Below are 18676 nucleotides of genomic sequence, written 5' to 3'. Positions count from 1 at the left end.
GCGCAGCGATCAATCCTCGGCTTCGGTGGCGACCAGCTTCCAGTTCGGGTCACGCGAGCGGGTGTCGCGCGAAAAGGTCCAGACATCCTTGACCTCGGACACGTTTTCCGGGTCGCCGTCGATCACCTCGCCCGCGCGGTCGCGCGTGGCGGAGATCAGTTCGCTGACCACGCGCAGCGTTACCTGGGCTTCCGAGCCCTTGAGGTCGGCCCCGACGATCTCGGCCTTGTTGATGCCGACAAAGGACGACTGCACCTTTTCGCCGCGCGCCTCGCGGTCGTCGATGGCGGCCACGAAGCCGTCATAGACTTCGCGCGAGAGCAGGTTCTTGAGCGTTTTCTTGTCGCCATCGGCATAGGCCATGACGATCATCTCATAGGCCATCTTTGCGCCCTCGACGAAGCTCTTGGGCTCGAAAGTGGGATCGGCGTCGTGAATGCGGCGCAAGCCGTTGTTCAGTTCGGAACCGGCCGGGGCGGCTGCATCGATGGCAGCATAGGAGACTTCCGCCTCAGTCGCGCCCGCCGCGCGCTTGCGCGGCAGCGACACGACATTCTCGGCCTTGGACTCACCCGATGCCTCACGGGTGCGGGCGGCGGTATAGGGGTCGAAGGGCGGGCGCTCATTGCCGGTGCGACGGCCGAGCACGTTGCGCAGCTGGTAAAAGATCACCACCGCGACGATAAGAAAGAAGATCGTGCCGAAGTCGAGGAACCCCATCAGTCGCGAACCGCTTCCTTGAATCCTGTTTTGGGCCCACGGAACAGCCCGCGCCCTTTGAAAACCCGCCCGAAGGCATTCGGCTGCATATAGAACGCACATGCCCATCATTCAAACGGCACGATGCAGTTCCTATCTTTTGGGCAGTTCCTATCTTCTGGAATGCCGGGTTTTGCCGGCTGCACGAAACCGAACCGCACAAACAAGGAATCCACATCCGCCGATGGCCTCCATTTTCCGCTTTCTCCTGCTCCTTTTCCCGCTTCTGGAAATCGCAGGCTTCGTGATCGTCGGACGCGAGATCGGCGTGTTGGCAACGCTGGGCCTGGTGCTCGGCGGCGTGGTGCTGGGCGCGCTGTTGCTGCGAAAGGGTGGCATCTCGGCCTTCAGCCGCGTGCGCACCGAATTGCAAGCGGGCCGCGACCCGTCATTCTCGCTGGTCAACGGCTTCATGACCATGGTCGCCGGCGTGCTTCTGATGGTGCCGGGCTTCGTGTCCGACCTCGTGGGCCTCGCTCTCCTGTTGCCGCCGGTTCAGCACCGCGCATGGCGCGCGGTAAAGGGCCGGATCAATTTCGCGGGAGGGTTCGGCGGCCGGGCGCGACCGACGCAGCCCACCAATGTGGTCGATCTCGATCCCAGCGACTATTCCAACGGGCCCAATCCGAACTCGCCCTGGATCGCGCCGTTAAAGGACCGGTGAGTTCGGCGCAGCGAGCGAACTTGTTCTTTCCCCTCGGCCCATGTTAGGCCCGCGCCCGTCTTGATAACAGTCGGGTGCCTTCTTGTTCGCGCACCCCAAGCGGAGGTCGCAGGCCCATGGCCGAAAACGAAACCAACGGCAATGGCAGCGCCAACGGGAGCACGACAGGTGCCAGCCCTGAGCAGCAGCCCGCGCTCAACGTGCTGGCGCAATATGTGAAGGACCTGTCCTTCGAAAGCCCCGGCGCGCCGCGCTCGCTTCGCGCCCGTGACAAGGCGCCGGCGATTGCCATCAACGTCAATGTCGGCGCAAACCCGCTTTCCGAAAAGGAATATGACGTGGTGCTGACACTCAACGCCAAGGCCAGCGTCGAGCAGGAAGTGCTGTTCAATGTCGAGCTGACCTATGGCGGCGTGTTCCGCATCGAGGGCTTCCCGCAGGAGCATATGCTGCCTCTGCTCTTCATCGAGTGCCCGCGCCTGCTCTTCCCCTTCGCGCGTGAGATCATCGCGAATGCCAGCCGCAATGGCGGCTTCCCGCCGCTCCTGCTCGACCCGATCGATTTCGGCCAGATGTTCCAGCGCCGCATCGCCGAAGAACAGGCCGCGGCCAAGGTTCAGGTTTCTTGAGAAACTAGAGGCTGTCAGGGCAAAGTGGAAACAGGTTTGCCCGCCCGGACAGCCGATAAACAGGGAATCGAGAGCCTGTTCGGTTCAAAAAGAACCGGATAGACTCTAAGATAAGGCGTCAGCCTTCCGCAGTCTGGGCGGATGCGAATTTCGCCCAGATCGCCTTTTCGCCCAAGCCCGCCACGAGCTTGTCGTGGGCTGCGAGCGTTTCGGCATCCAGCCGTGACGGCAAGGGCACGGCGCGCGGCTGGACCGCGCTGATCCCGCCCGTCTGGCGGTTGTCGCCCGCCTCGGACCCGCGCCCGCCCGAAGACGCTTCGAGCACGAGTGCCGTCTGCTTGCCCCCGATCAGTTCGATATAGACTTCGGCCAGAAGCTCGGAGTCGAGCAGGGCGCCGTGCTTGGTGCGGCGGCTGTTGTCGATGCCGTAGCGCCGGCACAAGGCATCGAGCGAGTTCGGCCCCATCGGATGCTTGCGCTTGGCAAGCTGCAGCGTGTCCACCACGCGGTCGTCGCCGATGGGCGCGAGTTTCAGTCGCTTGAACTCGGCATTGATAAAGGAAATGTCGAAGCGCGCATTATGCGCGACGAGGTTCGCACCCTCGATGAAGGCCGCGAACTCTTCCACGATTTCACCGAAGTGTGGCTTGCCCTTGAGCTGGTCCTCGCCGATGCCGTGGACAGCCAAGGCATCGGGATGGATCGCGCGGCCCTGCGGGTTGATGTAGTGGTGGAAGACACGGCCGGTGACGAACCGGTTGTCCATTTCGATGGCGCCGATTTCGATCACGCGGTCGTCGGAAAAGTCGAGGCCGGTGGTTTCGGTGTCGAACACGATCTCGCGCATGGTTTTCCTTTCAGCGTCCACCCGAAGATGGGCGTCCGAGCCTTACGCCGCAATGCTTAACCGGCCCCTGTCCCCTGCGCTTTGAGAAGTGCCACGATGCGTGCGACTTCCGCCTGTGCTGCCTCCATCCCTGCCCCCGTATCGATCACGAAATCCGCCAGCCTGCGCTTTTCGAGATCCGGCACCTGGCGCGCGAGGATGGCCTCGAACTTTTCCGCCGTCATGCCGGGCCGCGACAGCACGCGCGCCCGCTGGGTCTCGGCCGGGGCCGTCACGACCACCACCTGATCGACACGCTCGCGCCCGCCTGTTTCGAACAGAAGCGGAATGTCGAGAACAGCGAGCGGTTCGCCTTTTTCCCGGCACTCATTGAGGAAGCGGTCGGCGTCAGCACGCACCAGCGGGTGAACGATGCGCTCGAGCCGCTTCAAGGCATCCGCATCGCCCAGCACGCGGGAGGCGAGGCGGTCGCGGTCGATGCGGCCCGCAACCGTCACACCGGGGAACTCGGCCTCGACCTGTGCCACGGCTTCGCCCGCATAGAGCCGGTGCACCGCTTCGTCCGCGTCATGCACCGGCACGCCCGCCTCGCGGAACATCGTCGCCGTAGTGCTCTTGCCCATGCCGATGGAGCCGGTGAGGCCGAGAACGATCATGGATGCGCCTTCAGGATATCGTCCACGATCAGGGCGCGGAGTTCGGGCGTCACCTCGGGGCGCACGCCGAACCAGCGCTCGAAGCCGGGCACGGCCTGGTGCAGCAGCATGCCGAGCCCATCCACCACCTGCAGGTCGCTGCGCGCCTTCGCGGCCTTGATCAGCGGGGTTTCGAGCGGCACATAGACGATATCGGTGACGACCGCGTAGGACGGGAGCGCGGCAAGATCGAGGTCGAGCGCATCCTTGCCGGTCATGCCGAGCGAGGTGGTGTTCACGAGGAGCTTGGCGTGTTGCAAAAGATGCTGGCGCTCCTCCCAAGGCGCGACATGCACGCGCGGGCCGAAATGCGCTGCGAGACCTTCCGCGCGTTCCTCCGTTCGATTCGTGAGCGAAACGTCGAAGCCGCGCTCGACCAGGGCATGGAGCACGGCGCGTGAAGCGCCGCCCGCGCCCAACACGACCGCCGTGCCGCCGCCCGTCGCCCAGCCCGGCGCTTCCGCATCGAGATTGGCGGCGAAGCCATAGGCGTCCGTGTTGCCGCCCCAGAGCGTGACGCCATCGCGCCACAGCGTGTTGACCGCACCGATGGTGTCGGCCGCCTCGTCGCGGCGGTCCACCTCGGTAAAGGCTTCTTCCTTGAGCGGGATCGTGACATTGCCCCCTGCGAACTCGCCCGCGCGAATGCGGGAAACGAGCGCATGCAACTCGTCGGGCGGCACGGAGAGCGGGTCATAGGCACCGTCGAGGCCGTATTTCCGCAGCCAGAAACGGTGGATCAGCGGCGAGCGGGAATGGCTGATCGGATAGCCGCAAACGAAAGCTTTAGACATCGAGCATCCCCCGCTCGCGAAGCGCGCCGAGCACCGGCAGGAGCGGCAGGCCGACCACTGTCCAGTAGTCGCCCTCGATGCGCTCGAAGAGCTGCGCGCCGAGGCCTTCGATCTGGTAGGCGCCCACACTTTGCAGGATCGTCTCACCGGCACGACCGCAATAGCGGCCGATCTCGGCGGGTGAAAGCGCACGCATGGTCATCCGCGCCACCGCCACATGGTGCCAGACGGCTTGCCCGTCGAGCGCCAGAACGGCCGCACTGTTGAGCTGGTGCGTCTGGCCCGACAGCGCAAAGATGGTCTCCTGCGCTTCATCCATCGTGGCGGGCTTGTGGAACACGCGGTCGCCCAGCGAAAGCGTCTGATCGCAGCCGAGCACGAGACGGCCGGGCGCGGTCTCGCTCACCGCCACGGCCTTGGCTTCCGCCAAGACCCGCGCCACGTCTTCAGGCGTCGCCCCGCTTTGTTGCAGGGGTGCTTCCAGCGCGCGCTCGTCGAGATCGGGCAGGATGACGTCGAAAGCAAGGCCGGCATCTCCGAGCATCTTCTGACGGAAGCGGCTGCCGGAAGCGAGGATCAAAGGCTCGGTCATGGGGTGGGGGGCCTATCTCGGCTTCGAGCGCAAGGCAAGGATGGCGGCGGCGGTTTCCTCGATGGAGCGGCGGGTGACGTCGATGGTCGGCCAGCCATGGCGGGTGCAAAGGCTGCGCGCGTAAGCGAGCTCTTCGCTGATCGCCGCGCGATCCACGTAGAAATCCTGGTCGAGCCCCGAACTGCCCGCCACCATGCGGCTTTGGCGCACCTGTGAGATGCGCTCGGCGGTGGCGATCAGGCCCACCACCAGCGGGCGCTTGGCGGCGAACAGAACGGGGGGCAGGGGCACGCCCACGACGATCGGAATATTGACGGTCTTGATGCCGCGATTGGCGAGATAGATCGAGGTCGGTGTCTTCGAAGTGCGCGAAATGCCGACCAGCACGATATCGGCCTCCTCCATGTCGGGCGGCAGCGCGCCGTCATCGTGCTCCATGGTGAAGGTGAGCGCGTCGATGCGGCGGAAGTAATCGGCGTCGAGCACGTGCTGCGCGCCGACACGCCGGCCCGCCTGCATGCCGAGATAGGACTGGAAAACGCTCAGCACGGGTTCCAGCACCGACACGCAAGGCAGCCCCAACAGCTTCACCTTCTCGTCGATACGCCCCGAAAGTTCCTGATCGACCATGGTGTAGAGAATGATGCCCGGCTGTTCCTCGATCTCCTCGAAGACCTTTTCGAGCTGCTTCTCGTTCCGGATCAGCGGATAGATGTGCTCGATGGCGCGTGCGTCGCGATATTGCGCGGCGGCCGCGCGGCCTGCGGCGAGCAGCGTTTCGCCCGTCGCGTCCGAGATCATGTGCAGGTGGAAGAAGCTCTGCGGCTTCGAAACAGGCGGCTTATTCACGGCACATATCCCCAGGCGGCTCTGCCGGGAATCCCGGCGGAAACAATGAGTTGGCGAAAGAGTCCCGGGGCTTTTTCGGCTGGCCGCGCCCCTGTTTGGGTCTGCCCCTGTGGAGGGCTGTGGAAAAGCGGGACGGTTCGGGGGCCTGTGGAAAAGCCCCCTGTATAGGCCACCCCTTTATCCACAAATCCGCCCACAGACAGGGCGGATCGAGGGGTGTGGATGGTGATGGGGATAAACACGCGACCCGTCACACCTCATCCACAAACGCCCGCCTGCGGCACGGCGTCTTAGAGCCCTGATTCCGCATGGACTTCTCCGCTCCTCCCCGTTTATGTCCACAGCCCGAGGCCGGAGACTTCCCGTTTTCGGTTTCGGTCCCATTTCAAGCCCCGCACTGTGGATGCTTCAGCATTCCCGATTCCAACAGAGTCTAAGAATCAAAAGACTCCTCTTTATGGATTCTCTTTGAATATGGGAGAACAGCCGGCACAGGCAGCACCCCGCCGAAAGGCTCTGGAGGTGATGAAGGGCGAACGCTTCGAGGTTCCCCCGATCTGGATGATGCGACAGGCGGGACGCTACCTTCCCGAATACCGGGCGACACGCCAACAGGCGGGAAGCTTTCTCGATCTCTGCTACAATCCCGACCTTGCCGTCGAAGTGACGCTTCAGCCGATCCGCCGCTTCGGCTTCGATGCCTCGATCCTGTTCTCCGACATTCTGGTGATCCCTCATGCGCTGGGACGCGATCTGCGCTTCGAGGAAGGCCGTGGGCCGCTGATGACGCCCATGGAGGCATCCGACATCCCCCGGCTCGATCCGTCGCGCCTGCACGAGCATCTGGCGCCCGTTTACGAGACCGTGCGGCGCCTGCGCGAGGAGTTGCCGCCCGAGACCACGTTGATCGGCTTCTCTGGCGCGCCCTGGACGCTGGCGACCTATATGATCGCGGGCCACGGCACACCCGACCAAGCGCCCGCGCGGATCTTCTCCTACCTTGAGCCGCAGCTTTTCCGCCAGCTTCTGACGCTTCTGGCCGATGCCTGCGCCGATTATCTCATCCGCCAGATCGAGATGGGCGCGGATGCGGTGCAGATCTTCGATTCATGGGCTGGCATTCTCGACGGCGAAAGCTTTCAGGCCTTTGCCGTGGAGCCCGTCGAGCGCATCACCGCCCGTGTTCACGCCGCCTACCCGAACGTGCCGGTGATCGGCTTTCCGAAAGGGGCCGGCACACGGCTCGAAACCTATCGCGCGGAAACGGGCGTCGATGTGCTCGGCCTCGACTGGACCGTGCCGCTCGCGCAGGCCAAGCGCCTGCAGGCGCGCGGGGCCGTGCAGGGCAATCTCGATCCCTTACGGCTTCTGGCCGGTGGGCGGGCGCTCGACGAGGGCGTGGATGCCATCCTGCGCGAACTGGGCGATGGGCCGCTGGTGTTCAATCTCGGCCACGGCATCACGCCGCCGACGCCAATCGCCCATGTGGAACGCATGATCGAACGGGTGAGAGCCAAGGCATGAGTGCGACGGAGAGCACGAGAGGACGCGTGGCGCTGACGCGCGGGATCGTGGCGCTGCTGATCTTCGCGGGCTTCTCGGCGCTTCTGATCCTGTTCGTGCCCGAGGATTTCTATCCCTGGATCAAGGCGCTGCACATCATCGCGGTGATCGCCTGGATGGCCGGGCTTCTCTACCTGCCGCGGCTCTTCGTCTACCATTCGGAAGCGGCCGTCGGCTCGGAAAAGAGCGAAACCTTCAAGATCATGGAACGCCGCCTGCTGCGCGCCATCATCAACCCGGCCATGATCGCCACCTGGAGCTTCGGCCTCTGGCTCGCCTGGAAAGTGTTCGCCTTCCAGGGCAGCTGGCTGCACGCCAAGATCACGCTCGTGCTGCTTTTGTCGGGTCTGCACGGCTACCTGTCCAAGGGCGTGCGCACCTTCGCGCAGGATCGGAACACCAAGAGCACGAAGCACTGGCGCATCGTCAACGAAGTGCCGACGGTGCTGATGATCCTGATCGTGATCCTCGTGGTGGTGAAGCCGTTCTGACAGCCGGCCTCACTTGAAAAATCGGTGCTGGCCCGCCTTGCTCTTGGGCGCGGCAGCGTTTAGATAAAGGCTCTTCCTCTCGTCACGCGCCCTTTGCCTCGTCTTTGTCCGGTTGCGTTCGACGCCTTCCCAGATAGTCAGTGCCTCGCCGATCCCTTCGCCGCAGGTCTACCGCGCCAAAATCCCATTCAGTCCAAGGCCCGAGAAGTATCCTTCATGCAGGAAATGAAGCTCCAGGAGTTCAAGAACAAGAAGCCCACCGACCTGATCGCGTTCGCTGAATCGCTCGAGGTCGAGAACGCCTCGGTGATGCGCAAGCAGGAGCTGATGTTCGCCATCCTCAAGAAGCTCGCGGCGCAGGATGTCGAGATCATCGGCGACGGCGTGGTGGAAGTGCTTCAGGACGGGTTCGGCTTTCTCCGCTCGGCCAATGCCAACTACCTGCCGGGCCCGGACGACATCTACATCTCGCCCTCGCAGATCCGCCGCTTCTCGCTGAAGACCGGCGACACGGTGGAAGGCCCGATCCGCTCACCGAAGGAAGGCGAGCGCTATTTCGCGCTTCTCAAGGTCAACACGATCAATTTCGATGACCCCGAGAAGATCCGCCACAAGATCCATTTCGACAATCTGACGCCGCTCTACCCCAATGAGCGCCTCAAGATGGAAATGGCCGTTCCCACCGGCAAGGACATCTCCGCCCGCGTGGTCGATCTCGTGGCCCCCATCGGCAAGGGCCAGCGCGCGCTGATCATCGCGCCGCCGCGCGTGGGCAAGACCGTCTTGATGCAGAACATCGCGCAGTCGATCACCACCAACCATCCCGAATGCTATCTCATCGTGCTGCTCATCGACGAGCGCCCCGAGGAAGTCACCGACATGCAGCGCTCGGTGAAGGGCGAGGTCGTATCCTCGACCTTCGACGAACCCGCCGTGCGCCATGTGCAGGTCGCCGAAATGGTGATCGAAAAGGCCAAGCGCCTCGTCGAGCATGGCCGTGACGTGGTGATCCTGCTCGATTCGATCACGCGTCTGGGCCGCGCCTACAACACGGTCGTGCCGTCATCGGGCAAGGTGCTGACGGGTGGTGTGGACGCCAACGCTCTCCAGCGCCCCAAGCGCTTCTTCGGTGCCGCCCGCAACATCGAGGAAGGCGGTTCGCTGACCATCATCGCGACGGCTCTCATCGACACCGGCTCGCGCATGGACGAAGTGATCTTCGAAGAGTTCAAAGGCACCGGCAACTCCGAAATCGTGCTCGACCGCAAGGTCGCCGACAAGCGCATCTATCCGGCCATGGACATCCTCAAGTCCGGCACGCGCAAGGAAGACCTGCTGGTTCAGAAGTCGGACCTCCAGAAGATCTTCGTGCTGCGCCGCATCCTCGCCCCGATGGGCACCACGGATGCGATCGAGTTCCTGATCGACAAGCTCAAGCAGGTGAAGACGAACGCCGATTTCTTCGACTCGATGAACACCTGAACCGAGTCGGAAACGAAACAAGCCGCCTTCGGGCGGCTTTTTTGTTTGGGTGTAGGGAAGTGGTGTGGGCGGATTGGAGCCAGGTTCTGAGGTTTTACCCCACCCCTTACCCCTCCCCACAAGGAGAAAGGGAGGACAAGGGCATCCTGCTTGATCCTTCAAGCCAGTCACCAAGTTTCAAGTGAGAAACGCAACGTGGATGTCTCCCTTCCCACCTATGGAGAGGGGTGAGGGGTGGGGGTGACCTCTCCGCCAAACTCAGCATTTCCGCGCTCACCTCCTTCCAACTGGCAACCTCACGGCATGGATTCTCGGGTCAAGCCCGAGAATGACGAATGGAGGGGAACAGGCGCTAGCTGTTTGATCCCACGGTTTGATGGTGCGATCCTTTCGTTGGAATGGAAGGAAGCCGTATGGGACAGGTTCGTCATGGGAGCGCCACGACCACGCACGCCGTCCGAGCAGCAATACAGCGATCGCAAGCTTCGCTCGCGACGCTGAGCCGTGAGCTGGGGATCAACCCGAAGACGGTTGCGAAGTGGCGCAAGCGGGCGACAGTGGAGGATCTGAAGACCGGGCCGAAGGCCCCTCATTCAACGACCCTGTCCGAAGCAGAGGAGGCGATGGTTGTGGCGTTCCGGCGGCACACGCTCCTGCCGCTCGACGACTGCCTCTATGCCCTGCAACCGTCGATCCCGCACCTGACGCGGTCAGCGTTACACCGGTGCCTCCAGCGGCATGGCATATCCCACCTGCCGGACATCGAGGGCGACAAGCCGAAGCCGCAGCGCTTCAAGCGCTACCCGATCGGCTTCTTTCACATCGATATCGCTGGGGTGCAGACTGCCGAAGGCAAGCTCTACCTGTTCGTCGGCATCGACCGCACAGCCAAGTTCGCGGTCACGCAGCTGGTCGACAAGGCTGATCGCCGGACAGCATGGGAGTTCCTCGAACACCTGATGGAGACCGTGCCCTACCGCATCCACACGATCCTGACCGATAACGGCATCCAGTTCGCCGAGCAGCCGCGCAACCGCAACACCGCCTGGTCGCGCCAGATGCGCTTCGACATGATCTGCGAGGCAAACGATATCGAGCATCGACTGACGAAGCCGAACCATCCCTGGACCAACGGCGAGGCGCGAGCGGATGAACCGCACGATCAAAGAGGCCACCGTCAAACGCTTCCATTACGAGAGCCACGACCAGTTGCGGACGCACCTCGCCGACTTCATGGCCGCATACAACTTCGCCCGCCGGCTCAAGACGCTCAGCGGGCTCACACCCTACGAATACATCGCCAAAATCTGGACCTCAGAGCCAGATCGGTTCATCATCAACCCGATCCACCAGATGCCGGGACTGAACACCTAGCCTTCAGCCTCCGCAATTTCCAACGACCATAGCACCCCATCTTTGTCATTCTCGGGCTTGACCCGAGAATCCATGCCGTGCCCTCTCCACCACAACGAACACCAAGCAACCCGCAGCCCACTCATGACCGCCATCGACACCATCTTCGCCCTCGGCAGCGGTCGTCTGCCTGCCGCCATCGGTGTCGTGCGCCTTTCCGGCCCGAAGACCGCGACCGTCATCGAAGCGCTCGCGAACACCCTCCCCCCGCATCGTCAGCTTACCCCCCGCGCCCTGCGCGACGCGGACGGGCAGCTCATCGACCACGGCATGGTCGTGTTCTTTGAAGGCCCGCGTTCGGAGACCGGCGAGGACTGCGGGGAGTTCCACATTCATGGCGGCCGCGCCATCCTCGACCGGCTGTTTGCCGCCCTCCGCGCTCATGGCCTGCGCATGGCCGAGCCCGGCGAGTTCAGCCGGCGGGCATTTCTGAACGGCAAGGCCGATCTGGTTCAAACGGAAGCCGTGGCCGATCTGGTCGCGGCCGAAACGGAAGCCGAGCGGCGTTTCGCGGCGGAGAACCTCGGCGGGCGGCAAAGTGCGCTTTACGCATCGTGGCGCAAACGGATGCTCCATGCACGCGCCATGATCGAGGCGGAGCTGGACTTTTCGGATGAAAGCGACGTGCCGGGGTCGGTTGCGGACCGCATCTGGATGGATATGGCCGCCTTGCGCGGCGAGGTGCTGGCACATCTCGGCGGGCTCGCGCGGGTGAACCAGATGCGCGAAGGCTTTGAAGTGGTGATCCTCGGCGCGCCCAATGCCGGGAAATCCACGCTGCTCAACGCGCTGGCACAGCGCGAGGCGGCAATCGTGTCGGACGAAGCCGGGACCACCCGTGACCTGATCGAGGTCCAACTCTCGCTCGACGGCAATCGCGTGCGCCTCGTGGACACGGCAGGCCTGCGCGAGAATGCCGGACGCGTGGAAAGCATCGGTATTGCGCGGGCACTGGAGCGGGCGCGCGAGGCGAAGCTGGTGCTGCACCTCATCGACCTTTCCGATCCGCAGCCGCAAAGCCTTCCACAAGCGCATCCGAATATCGTGACAGTGGGGAGCAAGGCCGATCTTGCCGGCAACGATCGGCCTCGAACCGACCTGACGATCTCAGCGGAAACCGGCGAAGGCATTGAGGCACTTCTTTCGCTGATCGGCAGCCAAGCCGCCTCTTCGCTGGGCGATCTCGGTGAGATCCTCCCTTCCCGCGAGCGTCACGCCACTTATCTCCGCGTCGCTGCCGCTGAATTGGAAGACGCGTCGATCGACAGCCGTCCGCTCGAACTGCGGGCCGAATCCCTGCGCCTTGCCGCGACGGCTCTCGGCCGTATCACCGGGGAAATCGGAACCGAGGATGTTTTGGGCGAAATCTTCTCGTCTTTCTGCATCGGAAAGTGATTCACGTGAAACCGGTTCATGCTGTATGAGCGCGCGCATGAACCCTGTTTCCTCTTTCGATGTGATCGTCATCGGCGGCGGCCATGCCGGCACGGAAGCCGCCGCTGCCGCCGCGCGCATAGGTGCGAAGACCGCGCTCGTCACGCTGCGTCACGACAATCTCGGCGTGATGTCCTGCAACCCTGCGATCGGCGGGTTGGGCAAGGGCCATCTGGTGCGTGAGATCGATGCGCTGGACGGCTTGATGGGCCGCGCTGCCGACCGTGCCGGCATCCAGTTTCGCCTGCTCAACCGCCGCAAGGGTGCCGCCGTACGCGGGCCCCGGACGCAGGCAGACCGCAAGCTCTATGCGCAAGCCATTCAGGCACTGATCGCCGAGACGGATGGGCTCGAGGTGATCGAAGGTGAAGTCGCTGACTTGGTGGTCTCCGGCAATCGCGTCAAAGGCGTCGTGCTGGCCGATGGGCGGACGCTTGATGCGGGTGCCGTCGTTCTCACCACCGGCACGTTCCTCGGTGGCCTGATCCATATCGGCGAAAAAAAGATCCCGGCTGGTCGCATCGGCGAACAGCCCTCCTATGGTTTATCGATTCGCCTCCGAGACGCCGGCTTTGCGTTGTCCCGCCTGAAGACCGGCACCCCTGCCCGGCTCGATCGCAAGACCATCCGTTGGGACGAGTTGGAAAAGCAGGCCGCGGACGAAGACCCGGTGCCGTTTTCGTTTCTCACTGACCGGATTACCACGCCGCAGATCGAATGCGCGATTACCCGAACGGTGCCCGAAACGCACCGGATCATTCGCGACAACCTTCATCGCTCGGCCATGTATTCCGGCTCCATCGAAGGGGTCGGCCCGCGTTACTGCCCGTCGATCGAGGACAAGATCGTCAAGTTCGGCGACCGCGAGGGACACCAGATCTTCCTGGAGCCCGAGGGGCTCGACAGCGATGTCGTTTATCCGAACGGCATCTCGACCTCCCTGCCGGAAGAGGTTCAGAGCGAACTGATCCAGAGCATTCCGGGGCTGGAGCAGGTGCGCATCCTGCAGCCGGGCTATGCCATCGAATACGACCATGTTGATCCGCGCGAGTTGGAGCCGACGCTCGAGACGTGCCGCCTGCCCGGTCTGTTCCTGGCCGGTCAGATCAATGGCACGACAGGCTATGAGGAAGCGGGCGCGCAAGGCCTGCTCGCCGGCATCAATGCGGCGCGGCGTGCGGGTGGCGGCGATGGCAGGGTCGTCAGCCGGACGGATGCCTATCTCGGGGTGATGGTGGACGACCTCACCAGCCGTGGCGTCAGCGAGCCCTACCGCATGTTCACCTCGCGCGCCGAGTTTCGCCTGACCTTGCGCGCCGACAATGCCGACCAGCGCTTGACGCCGCTCGGGATCGAACTCGGTGTGGTGGGCACGACCCGCGCCGCGCATTACCACGAATCGAGCGAGGCCTTGGCCCAAGCACGTGCCCTCACCCAGTCGCTTTCGCTCACCGCGCATGAAGCGGCACCGCATGGGATCGAGCTCAACCGCGACGGCCGCCGCCGCACGGCTTACGAGTTGATGAGCCAGCCGGACATGACGGTCACGCGCCTGTCGCGTGTCTGGCCCGAACTCAGGGGTATCGATCCGAAGCTCGCCGAGCGGCTCGAGACGGAAGCGACCTATGCGGTCTATCTCGACCGGCAATCGGCGGACATTGCCGAGATGCGGCGGGAGGAAGCGCGGCTGATCCCCGAGGATATCGACTTCGATGGTGTGGCTGGCCTGTCGCTTGAGCTCAAGCAGAAGCTGCGTCAGCGCCGTCCGCGCTCGCTGGCGGAAGCGCAGAAGATGGATGGCATGACGCCGGCGGCGATGAGCCTGATCCTTTCCCGGATTCGCTCCTATGGCTTAGCCAGCTAATGACCGGTATGCCCGACTGGCTCGACAAGGTTTCACGTGAAACACGCGAGCGGCTGATCGAATTCGAGCACAGGTTTCGTGACGCCGCTGGCCGCATGAACCTCGTGGCGCCCTCCACGCTGGACCAAATCTGGGAACGGCATTTTCGCGACAGCCTGCAACTGGCGGATCTTAAGCCGGATTCCAATCGCTGGATCGATCTCGGTTCGGGCGGCGGTTTTCCGGGAATTGTCCTGGCGATCACGCTCAAGGAAAAGCCCGAAGGGCATATCGATCTGGTCGAGAGCACAGGCAAGAAAGCGAACTTTTTGCGCGAGACTGCGGATGCGATGGAGCTCCCGGCTTCCGTATGGAACGAGCGCATCGAGGCGGTCAATACGATGATCGCGGTGCCTGAGATCGTGACGGCGCGGGCCTTGGCTTCCCTCTCGAAGCTTTTGGGCCTTTCCGAGCTATGGCTGCGGAAAGGCGCGGTCGGGCTCTTTCCAAAAGGTAAAAACTATCGCGCCGAGATCGAAGAAAGTCGCGCGCTGTGGCAGTTCGACGTGGTAGAGCATCCGAGCCGAACTGATTTGGAAAGCGCCATCCTCGAGATTCGCAACCTCCGGCCGGTTCGCGCAAAATAGGGCAATCCCGGCCAAACCGCGCAGCGGCTTTGCGTTCGGGATCGCGACCGAGGTTATAAGACAGAGTTTTTCCGGTGCATCGAAGATCACCGAGAGGGCTCTGGAACTGTCGAGGGCAACCATGCAGAGCGGTCCCCGGATCATCACCGTGGCCAACCAGAAAGGCGGCGTCGGCAAGACGACGACGGCGATCAACCTTGCCACCGCCCTTGCGGCCATCGGCGAGCAGGTGCTGATCGTGGACCTCGACCCGCAGGGCAATGCGAGCACGGGGCTCGGCATCAATCGCCGCGAGCGCGATATCTCGTCCTATGACCTCCTGACGAACTCGGCGACAGTGGAACAGGCGGCCAAGCGCACGGTGGTGCCCGGCCTTTCCATCGTGCCTTCGACGCTCGATCTTTTGGGCGTCGAGATGGAAATCGGCATGGCGCCCGACCGCGCTTTACGGCTCCGCCAAGCCTTCGCCTCGCCAAGTGCCGCGCGTGCCGGTTTCACCTATGTGCTGGTCGACTGCCCGCCTTCGCTCAATCTCCTCACGCTGAACTCGATGGCGGCGGCGCATTCGGTGCTGGTGCCGCTGCAATGCGAGTTCTTCGCGCTCGAAGGCCTGAGCCAGTTGCTGGAAACGGTCGAGCAGGTGAAACGCTCGATCAACCCGCGCCTGACGATCCAGGGCATCGTCTTGACCATGTATGACGGGCGCAACAACCTCGCCAATCAGGTGGTCGAGGATGTGCGGGCGCATATGGGTGAGAAGGTCTATGAGACCATCATCCCACGCAATGTGCGCGTGTCGGAAGCACCCAGCCACGGCAAGCCGGCGATCCTCTACGACCTGAAATGCTCGGGCAGCCAAGCCTATCTCCAGTTGGCCTCCGAGGTGATCCGTCAGGAACGCCGGTTGCGCGCGGCGTGATGAATGATTCGCATCCGAAAGGACCGGCCATGAACGACGACCAGTCCCGCAAACGCTTGGGCCGTGGCTTGGCGGCACTTCTGGGCGAGATCGACAAGAACCCCGACGAAGCTGCCGTTCAGCCCGACGGACAGGTGCCGCTCGATGCCATCGCGCACAACAAGCGCAACCCGCGTCGTTCATTCAGCGAGGACGATCTGGACAACCTGGCGCGCTCGATCCAGCAGCATGGATTGGTGCAGCCCATCGTGGTGCGGCCCTTGGTGGGACACACGCAGCGTTACGAGATCATCGCCGGCGAGCGGCGCTGGCGCGCCGCGCAAAAGGCAGGTCTCGCGCAAGTGCCGGTTATTCTGCGCGATGTGAACGACCGGACGGCGCTCGAACTCGCCATCGTCGAGAACGTGCAGCGCTCGGACCTTAACCCGGTGGAAGAGGCGCTGGGCTATCAGCAGCTGATCGAAGATCACAATTACACGCAGGCCGATCTGGGACAGGTGATCGGCAAGAGCCGCAGCTATGTGGCGAACACGCTGCGCCTGTTGAAATTGCCGGACATCGTCCGCGACATGCTGGTGGATGGCCAGTTGTCCGCCGGGCATGCCCGCGCGCTGATCACAGTGCAGGATCCGGTGGCTCTCGCGCAGCGTATCGTGGAGGAAGGCTTGTCGGTGCGCCAGGCCGAGGCGATCGCGCAAGGCACTGCGGAAGAGGGCGAAACGGAACCGGCTGAGAAAGCGCCGAAGCCTGAAAAGGATGCCGATACGCGGGCGCTCGAAAAGCTCCTGGCCGATGTGATCGGTCTGAAGGTTGCGATCAATCACAAGCCCAAGGGTGGCGAGCTGCGCATCGGCTATAAGAGCCTCGAGCAGCTGGACGATCTTTGCCGGCGGTTGAAGGGCTGAACCGCGCGTTTCCGGTCGGCTTGTTTGCCGGCCGACCTCTCACTTGCTGTTGCGCCTCCAACTCACTGTTTTGAAAGCATCCTGTTCCGAAAAGCCGCTAGGCGCTTCGGGGCAAAGCCATCAGTTCCGCTTTGCTCGAACAGCCAAGCTCAACAGCGTTCGCTCGGCCACCGCCAGTGCCAAGTCCTGACGGCGGCGGCTTTCGAGGACGGCGGATTGAAGCTGGGCGAGTGCGGTCTGCAGCGCGGCCATCGGCCAGCGGATGACACCACGTTCCAGCGCGGCGCGGCGGGGGCCGAAGGGGGGCGGGCGCAGCGCCGAGACCGCTGACGAGGCATTGGCGCGGGTGCTGTCCATTGTGGCGCGCAGGAAATAAAGCGTCTGGAACTGCCGCAGGGCCGCAGCCAACAACGGCTGGACCTGGGCGGGCAGGGTGACATGGGCGCTGAACAGGCGGCCGAGTTCCGATGGATTGCCTTGCACGGCCTGCTCGATCACTTCGTCCACCGAAGCGGCGGACACGTCGCCGGTCAGGAGGCGGACATCGGACAGGGTGATCTCGCCGCCCCCGCCCGCGTGCAGGCCGAGTTTTTCGATTTCGCCGCGCGAGGCCATGCGGTCGCCGCCGAGCAATTCGTGAAGGGCCGCGCGCGCGTCTTCGGTGATCGTCAGATTGCTGCGCTTCAGCTCGTCGTTGATCAGCGTGTCGATGGTTTTCGATTCGTCTGCGTAACAAGGCAGGGCGATCGCGGCCGGGCTTTCCTCGGCAAGCGCGCGGAGCGAGGCGCCCTTTTTCAGATCGCCGCCTTCGACGAGCAGGATCGCATCGCTGGGCGGGCGCTTGGCGAGTTCGGCAAGATCGTCCACCAAGCTCTTCTGGTTGCCGGCATTGCGGATCCAGAGTAGGCGGCGCGGCGAGAACATGGAAACCGTGCGCGCTTCATCGACCACACGGCCGGGCTCGGTTTCCGAACCGGCATCGAGCTTGACTACCGAGAAGGGATCGTCGAGCGGCACGCCGGATTTTTCGGCAAACGCTTTCGCACGCTCGCTGACCAAGCCGCGATCAGGCCCGTAGATCAGCACGATCGCGGTTTTCGGGTCGGGCCGGGCAAGCCAGGATTCGACCTCATGAGCTTTCTTCTGCGCCATCCCCAAGCCCCTAGCATGGAGAGACGCGGCGCGAAATCAGCTGCCGAAGGTGACCTTGGTGCGGGTCTCGGTCTTGAGCGCGTTCAGGCAGAGCTTGGGATCGACGCCTGCGCCGGCACAGGACGAGGAATTGTTGATCAGGACGCGGCTGATCTTGGCGCAATCGGCGCCCGCGAGATCGAAGCGGCTGATCTTGGTCTTGTTGACGGGCAGATCGTTGAATTCGAGCACGGCCAAGCGGTTCACCGCACCGTTCTCATCGAACAGCGCCATCTCGAAGCCGGCCTTGTCGAGCGCGGATTTCAGCTCGTTCTTGACGAGAAAGGTGAGGCGGCAACCGCCTTTGTCGGAAGGCTGCAAGGCATTGAGTTCAAGCAGCAATTGTTCGCCAGCCGGCGCGCTCGGCGCGTCCTGCGCGACCGCGCCGCCTGTTGCCAGAAGTGCGAGCCCGAAGGCGACCCCGCGAAAACCCATCATTGCTCCCACTTCGAAATTTCCCTTTTGAAGGCCGCTTGACTTCCGAGGCCAACCGATGCCATCCCTAGGAAAGTTGACAAAGAACGTCAAGATTTAACGCGGCCCCTCGCGCCGCTTTGTGATGGAGACACGCGATGCGCAATGTCGCCCCTTCCGACCTCCTCCGGATGCCCGCGCAAGCCCTGCGTTCACCCAACGCCACGAGCGTGGTGGGTGCGGTGCCGCATCGGATCCTGAGCAGCCGCACGCTGTTTTCAGGCGACCGCGAGATCGGCATCGAGCATGCGGGCGCGCTGTATCGCCTCAAGATCACCAAGCAGGGCAAGCTGATCCTCAACAAGTAGGAGCTTATTTGGAGATATCCTCGGGTCGGTCCAGCGGTTCTTTTCGCCGCCTGCGTCGCTGCCGAGCCTCGCCGATGCCTCCAGCATCGACTGCGTTCGGCGCCTCGCAGAGAACGAAAATCCCTCGCCGGCCCTCAGCCGATGAATTCCCAAACAAGCTCCCGGCCCGATCGCCTC

Annotated in this window: 19 protein-coding genes and 1 pseudogene; 12 read left to right on the top strand and 8 right to left on the bottom strand. The window is 63.4% G+C overall.

Translation table 11 applies throughout. From position 1 onward, the window contains the following. Positions 1-9: 9 nt before the first annotated feature. Positions 10-720 carry a Tim44/TimA family putative adaptor protein gene (locus NGM99_RS03655; protein ID WP_252816113.1) on the bottom strand — a complete coding sequence of 237 codons (711 nt, stop codon included), beginning with the start codon at positions 718-720 and terminating at the stop codon, positions 10-12. Positions 721-943: 223 nt separating this feature from the next. Here NGM99_RS03655 and NGM99_RS03650 point away from each other — a divergent pair, with 223 nt between their 5' ends. After that, on the top strand, positions 944-1423 hold the full coding sequence (locus NGM99_RS03650) for an FxsA family protein (protein WP_252816111.1): 480 nt from the start codon (positions 944-946) through the stop codon (positions 1421-1423). 116 nt (positions 1424-1539) lie between these two features. Beyond that, entirely contained in the window at positions 1540-2052 is a 513-nt protein-coding gene (gene secB, locus NGM99_RS03645; RefSeq protein WP_252816109.1) for a protein-export chaperone SecB, read from the top strand. A gap of 118 nt (positions 2053-2170) precedes the next feature. Here secB and dnaQ read toward each other — a convergent pair whose 3' ends face one another. Genes dnaQ through NGM99_RS03620 form a run of 5 tightly spaced genes read right to left on the bottom strand, consistent with a single transcriptional unit; the run spans position 2171 to position 5829 of the window. Further along, complete coding sequence (gene dnaQ / locus NGM99_RS03640) at positions 2171-2899, bottom strand: DNA polymerase III subunit epsilon (protein WP_252816107.1); 729 nt, start codon at positions 2897-2899, stop codon at positions 2171-2173. Between the two features lie 56 nt (positions 2900-2955). Further along, a complete protein-coding gene (coaE, locus tag NGM99_RS03635; protein WP_252816105.1) occupies positions 2956-3555 on the bottom strand; it encodes a dephospho-CoA kinase in 600 nt (199 codons plus the stop codon). Beyond that, positions 3552-4388: a shikimate dehydrogenase gene (locus NGM99_RS03630; RefSeq protein WP_252816103.1), complete on the bottom strand. Its 837-nt coding sequence runs from the start codon at positions 4386-4388 to the stop codon at positions 3552-3554. The genes coaE and NGM99_RS03630 overlap by 4 nt, the downstream gene beginning before the upstream one ends. Then, positions 4381-4980 carry a Maf-like protein gene (locus NGM99_RS03625; RefSeq protein ID WP_252816101.1) on the bottom strand — a complete coding sequence of 200 codons (600 nt, stop codon included), beginning with the start codon at positions 4978-4980 and terminating at the stop codon, positions 4381-4383. The genes NGM99_RS03630 and NGM99_RS03625 overlap by 8 nt, the downstream gene beginning before the upstream one ends. A gap of 12 nt (positions 4981-4992) precedes the next feature. Further along, on the bottom strand, positions 4993-5829 hold the full coding sequence (locus tag NGM99_RS03620; RefSeq protein WP_353937369.1) for a pyruvate, water dikinase regulatory protein: 837 nt from the start codon (positions 5827-5829) through the stop codon (positions 4993-4995). A 474-nt stretch (positions 5830-6303) separates the two neighbouring features. Here NGM99_RS03620 and hemE point away from each other — a divergent pair, with 474 nt between their 5' ends. From hemE to NGM99_RS03575, 9 genes and pseudogenes are all read left to right on the top strand, one after another. Further along, entirely contained in the window at positions 6304-7353 is a 1050-nt protein-coding gene (gene hemE / locus NGM99_RS03615) for a uroporphyrinogen decarboxylase (RefSeq protein ID WP_252816099.1), read from the top strand. Next, complete coding sequence (hemJ, locus tag NGM99_RS03610) at positions 7350-7883, top strand: protoporphyrinogen oxidase HemJ (RefSeq protein WP_252816096.1); 534 nt, start codon at positions 7350-7352, stop codon at positions 7881-7883. Before hemE ends, hemJ begins: the two co-directional genes overlap by 4 nt. A gap of 216 nt (positions 7884-8099) precedes the next feature. After that, a complete protein-coding gene (gene rho / locus NGM99_RS03605) occupies positions 8100-9365 on the top strand; it encodes a transcription termination factor Rho (RefSeq protein ID WP_252816095.1) in 1266 nt (421 codons plus the stop codon). A 413-nt stretch (positions 9366-9778) separates the two neighbouring features. Then, positions 9779-10739 (top strand): annotated as a pseudogene (locus NGM99_RS03600) (IS481 family transposase). A 123-nt stretch (positions 10740-10862) separates the two neighbouring features. Then, on the top strand, positions 10863-12173 hold the full coding sequence (mnmE, locus tag NGM99_RS03595; RefSeq protein WP_252816092.1) for a tRNA uridine-5-carboxymethylaminomethyl(34) synthesis GTPase MnmE: 1311 nt from the start codon (positions 10863-10865) through the stop codon (positions 12171-12173). Positions 12174-12210: 37 nt separating this feature from the next. Next, positions 12211-14076 (top strand): tRNA uridine-5-carboxymethylaminomethyl(34) synthesis enzyme MnmG, encoded by a 1866-nt coding sequence (mnmG, locus tag NGM99_RS03590; RefSeq protein ID WP_252816090.1) that lies wholly within the window; start codon positions 12211-12213, stop codon positions 14074-14076. 8 nt (positions 14077-14084) lie between these two features. Further along, the gene (gene rsmG / locus NGM99_RS03585) at positions 14085-14702 is read left to right on the top strand and encodes a 16S rRNA (guanine(527)-N(7))-methyltransferase RsmG (RefSeq protein WP_252816087.1); all 618 of its coding nucleotides are present in this window, start codon (positions 14085-14087) and stop codon (positions 14700-14702) included. Positions 14703-14823: 121 nt separating this feature from the next. Continuing rightward, positions 14824-15621: a ParA family protein gene (locus NGM99_RS03580; RefSeq protein WP_252816084.1), complete on the top strand. Its 798-nt coding sequence runs from the start codon at positions 14824-14826 to the stop codon at positions 15619-15621. 29 nt (positions 15622-15650) lie between these two features. Continuing rightward, entirely contained in the window at positions 15651-16526 is an 876-nt protein-coding gene (locus NGM99_RS03575; RefSeq protein WP_252816082.1) for a ParB/RepB/Spo0J family partition protein, read from the top strand. 120 nt (positions 16527-16646) lie between these two features. On the opposite strand, the gene holA is transcribed toward NGM99_RS03575, so the two are convergent. Next, positions 16647-17678, bottom strand: coding sequence for a DNA polymerase III subunit delta (gene holA / locus NGM99_RS03570; RefSeq protein WP_252816079.1), 1032 nt, complete (start codon positions 17676-17678; stop codon positions 16647-16649). A gap of 36 nt (positions 17679-17714) precedes the next feature. Next, complete coding sequence (locus NGM99_RS03565; RefSeq protein WP_252816076.1) at positions 17715-18152, bottom strand: hypothetical protein; 438 nt, start codon at positions 18150-18152, stop codon at positions 17715-17717. Between the two features lie 170 nt (positions 18153-18322). Here NGM99_RS03565 and hemP point away from each other — a divergent pair, with 170 nt between their 5' ends. After that, positions 18323-18499: a hemin uptake protein HemP gene (gene hemP, locus NGM99_RS03560; RefSeq protein WP_252816893.1), complete on the top strand. Its 177-nt coding sequence runs from the start codon at positions 18323-18325 to the stop codon at positions 18497-18499. Positions 18500-18676 lie beyond the last annotated feature (177 nt).

The organism is Mesorhizobium liriopis, from assembly GCF_024053505.1.
GTDB lineage: Bacteria > Pseudomonadota > Alphaproteobacteria > Rhizobiales > Rhizobiaceae > Mesorhizobium_B > Mesorhizobium_B liriopis.
Note: the sequence above shows the minus strand (reverse complement) of the source record. Positions and strands in the feature narration are given on the sequence as shown.

What these genes read in the sequence shown, in the direction of transcription:
- coaE (WP_252816105.1), bottom strand. Translation starts at nt 3,555, where the DNA reads ATGATCGTTCTCGGCCTCACCGGCTCCATCGGCATGGGCAAGAGCACT.
- mnmG (WP_252816090.1), top strand. Translation starts at nt 12,211, where the DNA reads ATGAACCCTGTTTCCTCTTTCGATGTGATCGTCATCGGCGGCGGCCAT.
- hemJ (WP_252816096.1), top strand. Translation starts at nt 7,350, where the DNA reads ATGAGTGCGACGGAGAGCACGAGAGGACGCGTGGCGCTGACGCGCGGG.
- secB (WP_252816109.1), top strand. Translation starts at nt 1,540, where the DNA reads ATGGCCGAAAACGAAACCAACGGCAATGGCAGCGCCAACGGGAGCACG.
- NGM99_RS03655 (WP_252816113.1), bottom strand. Translation starts at nt 720, where the DNA reads ATGGGGTTCCTCGACTTCGGCACGATCTTCTTTCTTATCGTCGCGGTG.
- NGM99_RS03630 (WP_252816103.1), bottom strand. Translation starts at nt 4,388, where the DNA reads ATGTCTAAAGCTTTCGTTTGCGGCTATCCGATCAGCCATTCCCGCTCG.
- NGM99_RS03625 (WP_252816101.1), bottom strand. Translation starts at nt 4,980, where the DNA reads ATGACCGAGCCTTTGATCCTCGCTTCCGGCAGCCGCTTCCGTCAGAAG.
- rsmG (WP_252816087.1), top strand. Translation starts at nt 14,085, where the DNA reads ATGCCCGACTGGCTCGACAAGGTTTCACGTGAAACACGCGAGCGGCTG.
- hemP (WP_252816893.1), top strand. Translation starts at nt 18,323, where the DNA reads ATGCCCGCGCAAGCCCTGCGTTCACCCAACGCCACGAGCGTGGTGGGT.
- hemE (WP_252816099.1), top strand. Translation starts at nt 6,304, where the DNA reads ATGGGAGAACAGCCGGCACAGGCAGCACCCCGCCGAAAGGCTCTGGAG.
- holA (WP_252816079.1), bottom strand. Translation starts at nt 17,678, where the DNA reads ATGGCGCAGAAGAAAGCTCATGAGGTCGAATCCTGGCTTGCCCGGCCC.
- dnaQ (WP_252816107.1), bottom strand. Translation starts at nt 2,899, where the DNA reads ATGCGCGAGATCGTGTTCGACACCGAAACCACCGGCCTCGACTTTTCC.
- NGM99_RS03580 (WP_252816084.1), top strand. Translation starts at nt 14,824, where the DNA reads ATGCAGAGCGGTCCCCGGATCATCACCGTGGCCAACCAGAAAGGCGGC.
- rho (WP_252816095.1), top strand. Translation starts at nt 8,100, where the DNA reads ATGCAGGAAATGAAGCTCCAGGAGTTCAAGAACAAGAAGCCCACCGAC.
- NGM99_RS03650 (WP_252816111.1), top strand. Translation starts at nt 944, where the DNA reads ATGGCCTCCATTTTCCGCTTTCTCCTGCTCCTTTTCCCGCTTCTGGAA.
- NGM99_RS03565 (WP_252816076.1), bottom strand. Translation starts at nt 18,152, where the DNA reads ATGGGTTTTCGCGGGGTCGCCTTCGGGCTCGCACTTCTGGCAACAGGC.
- mnmE (WP_252816092.1), top strand. Translation starts at nt 10,863, where the DNA reads ATGACCGCCATCGACACCATCTTCGCCCTCGGCAGCGGTCGTCTGCCT.
- NGM99_RS03575 (WP_252816082.1), top strand. Translation starts at nt 15,651, where the DNA reads ATGAACGACGACCAGTCCCGCAAACGCTTGGGCCGTGGCTTGGCGGCA.